Origin of the sequence: Methyloglobulus sp., assembly GCF_046714055.1 — a bacterium.
Lineage (GTDB): Bacteria > Pseudomonadota > Gammaproteobacteria > Methylococcales > Methylomonadaceae > Methyloglobulus.
On record NZ_JBKKBJ010000221.1, the window covers coordinates 1 to 6,556 of the forward strand.

The window sequence follows — 6,556 nt, forward strand, 5'->3', positions numbered from 1 at the left end:
GTCCCCTTCCTTACGTCCGAAACGTTTTCCTCTCTGAGGTGAATAATAGGGGATGGCATGATCGAAGTAAAATTTGACGATACGAAAGTCAGGCAAGCCTTACAGGGCCTGCAACAAGCGGCGGGCAACATTGCCCCGGCCTTGCGGGGCATCGGGGAGGCGCTGGCCGAATCCACCAAAAAGCGCTTTGGGACGACGACGGGGCCGGATGGTGAAAAGTGGGCTGAAAACAAACCTTCCACACTGGCGCGCAAGAAAGGTAGCCGACCCTTGACCGGAGAAACCAGAGAGTTGATGGATTCCATCAACTCTCTGGTTTTCGGCAATGATGAGCTGGCCGTCGGCAGCCCGATGGAGTATGCGGCGATGCAACAATTCGGCGGCACAAAATCGGAATTCCCCAACCTTTGGGCCGATATTCCGGCCCGCCCTTTTTTGGGAATTTCACCCGCTGACGAGGCCAAAATTTTGGCCATAATCGAGGAGCATTTATTGGCTTCAATTCGGTAAAAAATGCCGCCAATATTGGGATATTTTTTAGCGGCTGAGCACTAGTAAAAAATATGCTAAAGAAGCCACTTTTTTTGGACGTGGTTAAGCCATTAGAGAAGCTCAAAAATCCAAACCACCACGTGCACAATACGCAAGATGTTTTCATGTCCTGCGCCTCGGCCTTAGCTTCTATGTTAAGCCGCCTCTAGCCCGCACAAATTTTCATCTTCCATTCCGCTTCTAACCTCTACAGTCCGCCTTATTCCTAATTAAAAGCATTTATCTCGCGGAATCCGTTTCAAATATCTAATCTCTATACAGGCTTTCGACGAGCTTCAAACGCTTAAGTGCGTAAGGTGAGTTACTAATTTAGAAAAACCAAGTGTTGTTGCAATTATCACAATGCGCTTGAGTAGATCCTTCTTTGCGTGAAAGCCCAACCGCTAATAAGGATAAACCTGCCGTTAAGACTGCGGCGGTGGCTTTACCGCCACTAACCCCTTTTTTTTGTTTAACTTCTTTTGTTCTAATTTTTCCAATGGATTGGCAATGTGGACAAACCATCGCTGTATTGATTGACCCATATTCAATTTCATGATTTCTTTCACGAATTCTTTGGTTCGCTTCTGCTAAACGAAGTTGCTTTTCTTCAAGATACTTCTGTTGCTCTTCAGGAGACATAAGTGCAATTTTTTTTGCTCAATTTTGTCATTAATAGTGAGAAAAATAACTGCAAGCACAATTGCTCCAATGATGATTAAAATGTACCAGCCCATAAAAACTATCCTCTTCGTTTTGAATATGGCTACCGCCTAACAAGTAATTATACGGTTTCCGCATATCTTCCCTAACATATATATTTATTGCAACAAATTTGTGATGTTAGCCCGGCTTGCTAGCTGTCTATCATCCTAAAATGAGAATATAGGCAGGCCACGATATCATGACGCGAACTATTCGGGGACAGGTTATTGATTCGGCCTTGTGAAGTATTAACTCCCGTTCGCCTTGAGCCTGTCGAAAGGCGTGTGTGCTTCGACAAGCTCAGCACGAACGGTTTCAAACATTAAAAGGCCGAATCAATAGATAAATTGCACTTCTATTCTTGACCCGTCCCCAATCAACGTCATCTTCAAATAATACTGAAAAATCCAAAATCCTGTTAGCCCTAATGAGTCAGCATGATTCCGGCGTTTGATTTTTTGGCGACAACCTACCTTTTATGGGCCATTTGACGCATAGTGCCAGTTCTGGCCTTAACGAATTTTTTTACAAACCCAGCCTATCCTTGGACATACACGCCAATCCGTCATTCAGGAAATGCCACGATCAGCACCACGAGCAAACATGACAACCGCAAAGAGCGAAACGGCGCAGAGTATCTATCTCAATCTCCGCAACTTGATCCTTAATTTCGAAATTCAGCCGAACTCTCGGCTGACCGAAACCGAATTGGCGACCTATTTCAAGGTTAGCCGGACGCCGATCCGGGAAGCCTTGCAACGCCTGGAGACCGAAGAATTGATCACCATCCGTCCGAAACAGGGCTGTTTCGTGCGCGGCATGGATTTCGACGAATTCACCGATTATTATCAGATTCGCGTCAGCCTGGAAATGTTGTCGCTGAAATTGGCATGTATCAACATGCCGGATGAGGCGTTAGAGAAACTGTGTAGCGTCTGGGAAAAAAATGTGTCGACTGGTGACGCGGGCGATGCCGAACGCATCGCCAATCTGGATGAAGCCTTTCATATGAAACTTGCCGAAGGCGGGGGCAACCGCGTGTTGGTGAAAATGCTGGGCGACATCAATAACCGGATACGCATCGTCCGTCGCCTGGATTTTACCGACCAGGAACGCATCAGCAAAACCTATGAAGAGCATTACGGAATCCTGCAATCCCTGCTCAATCGCGATGTGCCGACCGCCAAAAACGACATGACCCATCACATCAAAAAAATGAGGGATTCACCAAGATGCTGACGATGGTCAATCTCGGTATGCGCAAAAACCGCAGCTTTCCTTTCGGGGATGATGCCAAATCGGCTTAGGATGGAAAGCTGGCAGTCTTACTCGGTCAGGAACTGGACCGGTTTATGCCAGTGCGCCAGAACCAGACAACCCTCCTGACTGGAGATGCTATGTTCTGACCCTTCGGGATTATAGATATAACTCCCTGCCGGATACAGCCCTCTTTCGTCCTGCTGCGAGCCGGAAAGGATGTAAATGTGCTCATCGCCGACATGCCGATGCAGAGGCACTGATGCGCCGGGTTCATAGCGAATGAGTCCGACCTGGTAGCCGGAATCCGGATCCTGGAACAACAGGCGGAAACTGACACCTTCCCGAAGCGCCCCCCAGCCGGTTGCCGTGTCTTGCAAAACTTCGGACGGTAGAGAAAAGGGTTTTTTCGATAAGGGATGGTTCATTGTTCCTGGCGCATGGGGAATACAGCAGTTATTATACACATGTCCGCCATTCTGGCAGAGATTGACGGAATGACGGGGTTTCTGAATTTAACAGCGCCAGCTGGGGGATTGGACACGTCCTCGGGCTCACCTAGTGGACTCATGTGGGAACGCTCACATGCCAAGCCTCGTGGAACAAATTGTTGGTTGACCAGATCCAGCGTAGCGGACGCCATGAGCGATTGGATCGCGATCTTGACATGAACTTATGCCTTGCTAGCTAGGTACGCACGCCAGCTTGCGTAGTCGGAGATATCGCGGTGGCGCGGCAATACCGACTCGCCAGGGAACAAGATACCCCACTTCTTGGTCCCGTCGCTTAGCTTCACCTGGCCACGATACAGGTTGGGCGGCTCACCTGCCTCGACCCGCTGCCAGACATCCCACGGAACGTCGTAAAGCTCGCCCGCCACGGAGACGCCGCCATCGGGCACTTCGTACATGCCCGGATGTACGTCATCGATCGAGAAGAGACGGTAACAGGCGACAGTGTGGGCCTCGGAGATAAAGGTGGCTCCGTCGAGATTGGCATGCAATGCCAAGCCTCGCATGAGCGTGCCGTTTACGAACAGGATAAAGGAACCTGGCCCATCCGAGGCGACAGTCATGTTCGTGACTCGATGTGTCGGGCTGCCGAACTTAGCACGGGGAAAAGCATGAACATACCTGTCGAAAGCATATCGTGGGCGCAGCCGGCCTTGATATAGCCATAAGGTTGGGCTTTGATTCGTTGCATGGTTGTCCTCAATGTCCGGCCATTTTCAAGCCGATTTCGTCCATATTGGCTTTTGCTATCGGTGCTTCATAGCGCAGTCGGCCCTCGAACATCACCGCGATGCGGTCGCTGAGTTCCAGCAATTCGTCCAGATCCTCGCTGATCAGCAGGACGGCAACGCCTCTATTGCGGGCCTGCATCAGTTGACGGCGAATTTCCGCAGTGGCGGCAAAGTCCAGTCCGAAACAAGGGTTGGCGGTGATTAGCAGGTCAACATCACCGGATAGTTCGCGTGCCAAAACTAGGCGTTGCACATTACCGCCCGACAGTGTCTCAATCCAGCGTTCCGGCTGCGGGGGACGGACATGGTAACGATCAATCAATGCCAAAGCATGCGCTTTTAGCGATCTACGGTTGATAAACCAGCGCCCTCGGGTAAAGACGGCCCGATCAAAGATACGCAACGCCAGATTTTCGACAAGATTCATGCGCGGCACACAGGCGTTTCGTAGCGGTTCCTCGGGCAAGCAATAGAGCTTGTGTTTCGCCATTTCTTCGCGGCTGGCCGTATAGGGTTCGCCGCATACGCGAATCTCCCCGCTATCCAGACTGCGTTGCCCCGACAGTACCTCAACCAGTTCGCGCTGGCCGTTGCCGGATACGCCGGCGATGCCCAGTATCTCCCCGCCATGAAGCTGCAAGCTCAGGTCATCCACCGCTGTCACGCCGCTGTCGTTAGCAGTAACGAGACGGTTAATTTCAAGACGAATCTCCCCTTTTACAACCTTATCGCGCGTACCGATCGCAGCGATTTCCTCATTGCCCACCATCAGCTCAGCCAGCATGGCCGGTGTTTTTTCCGCCAAGGGGCCGCTATAGGTCAGCTTGCCGCGCCGCAAAACACTCACGTCATCGGCGTACTTCATGACTTCGCGGAATTTATGGGTAATGATGAGTACGGTAAGATGTTTATTGCTTGTGCGTTCTTTCAGCATGCCCAGAATCTCATCGGCTTCTTGCGGGGTCAGCACCGAGGTCGGTTCATCGAGGATCAAAATCTCCCGCTGCAAAAAAAGTTGCTTCAGGATTTCTACTTTTTGCTTTTCTCCAGCCGCTAGCGTACTGACCTTTTTGTTCAAGGGAATTTGAAAAGGCGTTTCCGCCATCAAGCTTTCGAGGCGCTGTTTTTCTTCCTGCCAGCGAATGATCTTCGGAATCTGCGAGCGCGGCAACACCAGGTTTTCCAGCACCGTCATGTCCGGCACCAGTGTAAAATGCTGGTATACCATGCCCAGTCCATGAAGGTGGGCATCGCGGGTGTTATTGATTGCACACTCGCGGTTGTCAATCAACACGGTGCCTTCATCAGCGTGATAGTAGCCCATGATGCACTTGACCAGTGTGCTTTTACCTGCACCGTTTCCGCCCAGCAGTGCGTGGAAAGAGCCCCGGCTCAGCCTGAGCGATATTTTGTCCAACACCCGCAACGTGCCGAAGCTTTTGCAAATATCGATGGCTTCGAGTGCAACCGGGCCATGATAAAGCTCGCCTGAAAATCCGGCGGCGTTCTGAGCCTGTGAGTTGATGTCCGTAGCGTTCATGAAATAGCCTCAATGAAGCTTTCCGAATCCGATACCGCACCAAATACGCCGCCCTGCATCTTGACCATATGCAGGGCGGCCTGATGATTGCCGAAATCGGTTGCGCCACAGCAGTCGGCCAATAATACGCATTCATATCCTCGGTCATTGGCATCGCGCATCGTGGTGTGGACACAAACGTCGGTCGTGATTCCGGTCAGGACGATATTGTTGATACCGCGATTATGCAGCAGCAAATCCAGGTCGGTGGCATAAAAAGAACCTTTGCCCGGTTTGTCGATAATGGCTTCACCCGCTAATGGCGCAAGTTCGGGAATGATTTCCCAGCCGGGTTCGCCGCGCACCAGTATCCGCCCGCAAGGCCCGGCATCGCCGATACCGGCGCCTATCTGCTGACTGCGCCAGCGTTTGTTCTTCGGCAGGTCGGACAGATCCGGCCTATGCCCTTCGCGGGTATGGATGATGTGAAAGCCTAGTTTGCGGCAGGCTTCCAGGACGCGGCGTATCGGTTCTATGGGCGCTCTCGTCAGTGATAAGTCATAGCCCATCTTATCGACGTAGCCGCCTACACCGCAGAAATCAAACTGCATGTCGATGATGATCAGGCAGGTGTTTTCCGGCCTTAAGTCACCGTTATAGGGGAAAAAATAAGGTTCGCTTTTGACAAATTTATTCATAGTATTACCTCATTTGGTGATGGAAAGCTCGCCGGGAATACCGGATAAGGTTCGCTGCGGCGAACAGGTGGCTACCATCAAAATCAGCGTGAGTAGATATGGCGCGGCATTGAACAGATAATAGCCGCTGGAGAAACCAACCGATTGCAAGGCCGGGCCCAGCGCTCCAGCACCACCGAACAACAGGGCGGCATAGAGACAGCGCATCGGTTTCCAACGGGCAAAAACCACCAGCGCCACAGCGATGAGGCCTTGTCCGCTGGACAGCCCTTCATTCCAGCTGCCGGGATAGTACAGCGACAGGAAAGCGCCGCCGATGCCGGCCAGAAAGCCGCCTGTCATGGTGGCGACCGACCGCACCCGATTGACCGAAAAGCCCAGTGCTTCGGCGGCATCGCTGCTGTCACCGACAGTTCGCACCATCAATCCCCAGCGCGTATTGGACAGTATCCATGTCAATAAGGGCGCAATCAACAGCCCAAGCAGAAACAGCACGTTAATCTCCAGTGCGGCCCTAACTTGGGCGATGTCGCTCCAGTCACCTAAGCCTATTGCCGGCAAATGCGGAGCCGTCGGCTGTATATAAGGTTTGCCGAGAAAAAA

9 protein-coding genes are annotated in these 6,556 nt (G+C 51.7%); 2 read left to right on the forward strand and 7 right to left on the reverse strand.

Annotated features, from left to right (window positions below; genetic code table 11):
• Positions 1 to 57: 57 nt before the first annotated feature.
• Positions 58 to 510, forward strand: coding sequence for a phage virion morphogenesis protein (locus ACLQ6D_RS13330; protein ID WP_411727808.1), 453 nt, complete (start codon positions 58 to 60; stop codon positions 508 to 510).
• Positions 511 to 861: 351 nt separating this feature from the next.
• Here the strand turns inward: ACLQ6D_RS13330 and ACLQ6D_RS13335 are convergent, their stop codons facing one another.
• A complete protein-coding gene (locus tag ACLQ6D_RS13335; protein WP_411727809.1) occupies positions 862 to 1,173 on the reverse strand; it encodes a hypothetical protein in 312 nt (103 codons plus the stop codon).
• A 666-nt stretch (positions 1,174 to 1,839) separates the two neighbouring features.
• Here ACLQ6D_RS13335 and ACLQ6D_RS13340 point away from each other — a divergent pair.
• Positions 1,840 to 2,475 (forward strand): GntR family transcriptional regulator, encoded by a 636-nt coding sequence (locus ACLQ6D_RS13340; protein WP_411727810.1) that lies wholly within the window; start codon positions 1,840 to 1,842, stop codon positions 2,473 to 2,475.
• An 86-nt stretch (positions 2,476 to 2,561) separates the two neighbouring features.
• Here ACLQ6D_RS13340 and ACLQ6D_RS13345 read toward each other — a convergent pair whose 3' ends face one another.
• The 6 genes from ACLQ6D_RS13345 to ACLQ6D_RS13370 form a co-directional block, all read right to left on the reverse strand.
• Entirely contained in the window at positions 2,562 to 2,960 is a 399-nt protein-coding gene (locus tag ACLQ6D_RS13345) for a dimethylsulfonioproprionate lyase family protein (RefSeq protein ID WP_411727811.1), read from the reverse strand.
• Between the two features lie 206 nt (positions 2,961 to 3,166).
• Positions 3,167 to 3,568, reverse strand: coding sequence for a gamma-glutamylcyclotransferase (locus tag ACLQ6D_RS13350; protein WP_411727812.1), 402 nt, complete (start codon positions 3,566 to 3,568; stop codon positions 3,167 to 3,169).
• Entirely contained in the window at positions 3,565 to 3,696 is a 132-nt protein-coding gene (locus tag ACLQ6D_RS13355) for a hypothetical protein (protein WP_411727813.1), read from the reverse strand. The genes ACLQ6D_RS13350 and ACLQ6D_RS13355 overlap by 4 nt, the downstream gene beginning before the upstream one ends.
• An 8-nt stretch (positions 3,697 to 3,704) precedes the next feature.
• Complete coding sequence (locus tag ACLQ6D_RS13360; protein WP_411727814.1) at positions 3,705 to 5,276, reverse strand: ABC transporter ATP-binding protein; 1,572 nt, start codon at positions 5,274 to 5,276, stop codon at positions 3,705 to 3,707.
• The gene (locus ACLQ6D_RS13365; protein WP_411727815.1) at positions 5,273 to 5,953 is read right to left on the reverse strand and encodes a cysteine hydrolase family protein; all 681 of its coding nucleotides are present in this window, start codon (positions 5,951 to 5,953) and stop codon (positions 5,273 to 5,275) included. Before ACLQ6D_RS13365 ends, ACLQ6D_RS13360 begins: the two co-directional genes overlap by 4 nt.
• 9 nt (positions 5,954 to 5,962) lie before the next feature.
• Positions 5,963 to 6,514: an ABC transporter permease gene (locus tag ACLQ6D_RS13370; protein WP_411727816.1), complete on the reverse strand. Its 552-nt coding sequence runs from the start codon at positions 6,512 to 6,514 to the stop codon at positions 5,963 to 5,965.
• Between the last annotated feature and the right edge of the window lie 42 nt (positions 6,515 to 6,556).

Bases quoted from the DNA above. Each gene is read 5' to 3' on its own strand.
- ACLQ6D_RS13335 (WP_411727809.1), bottom strand. From the start codon at position 1,173: ATGTCTCCTGAAGAGCAACAGAAGTATCTTGAAGAAAAGCAACTTCGT.
- ACLQ6D_RS13365 (WP_411727815.1), bottom strand. From the start codon at position 5,953: ATGAATAAATTTGTCAAAAGCGAACCTTATTTTTTCCCCTATAACGGT.
- ACLQ6D_RS13340 (WP_411727810.1), top strand. From the start codon at position 1,840: ATGACAACCGCAAAGAGCGAAACGGCGCAGAGTATCTATCTCAATCTC.
- ACLQ6D_RS13350 (WP_411727812.1), bottom strand. From the start codon at position 3,568: ATGACTGTCGCCTCGGATGGGCCAGGTTCCTTTATCCTGTTCGTAAAC.
- ACLQ6D_RS13330 (WP_411727808.1), top strand. From the start codon at position 58: ATGATCGAAGTAAAATTTGACGATACGAAAGTCAGGCAAGCCTTACAG.
- ACLQ6D_RS13360 (WP_411727814.1), bottom strand. From the start codon at position 5,276: ATGAACGCTACGGACATCAACTCACAGGCTCAGAACGCCGCCGGATTT.
- ACLQ6D_RS13355 (WP_411727813.1), bottom strand. From the start codon at position 3,696: ATGCAACGAATCAAAGCCCAACCTTATGGCTATATCAAGGCCGGCTGC.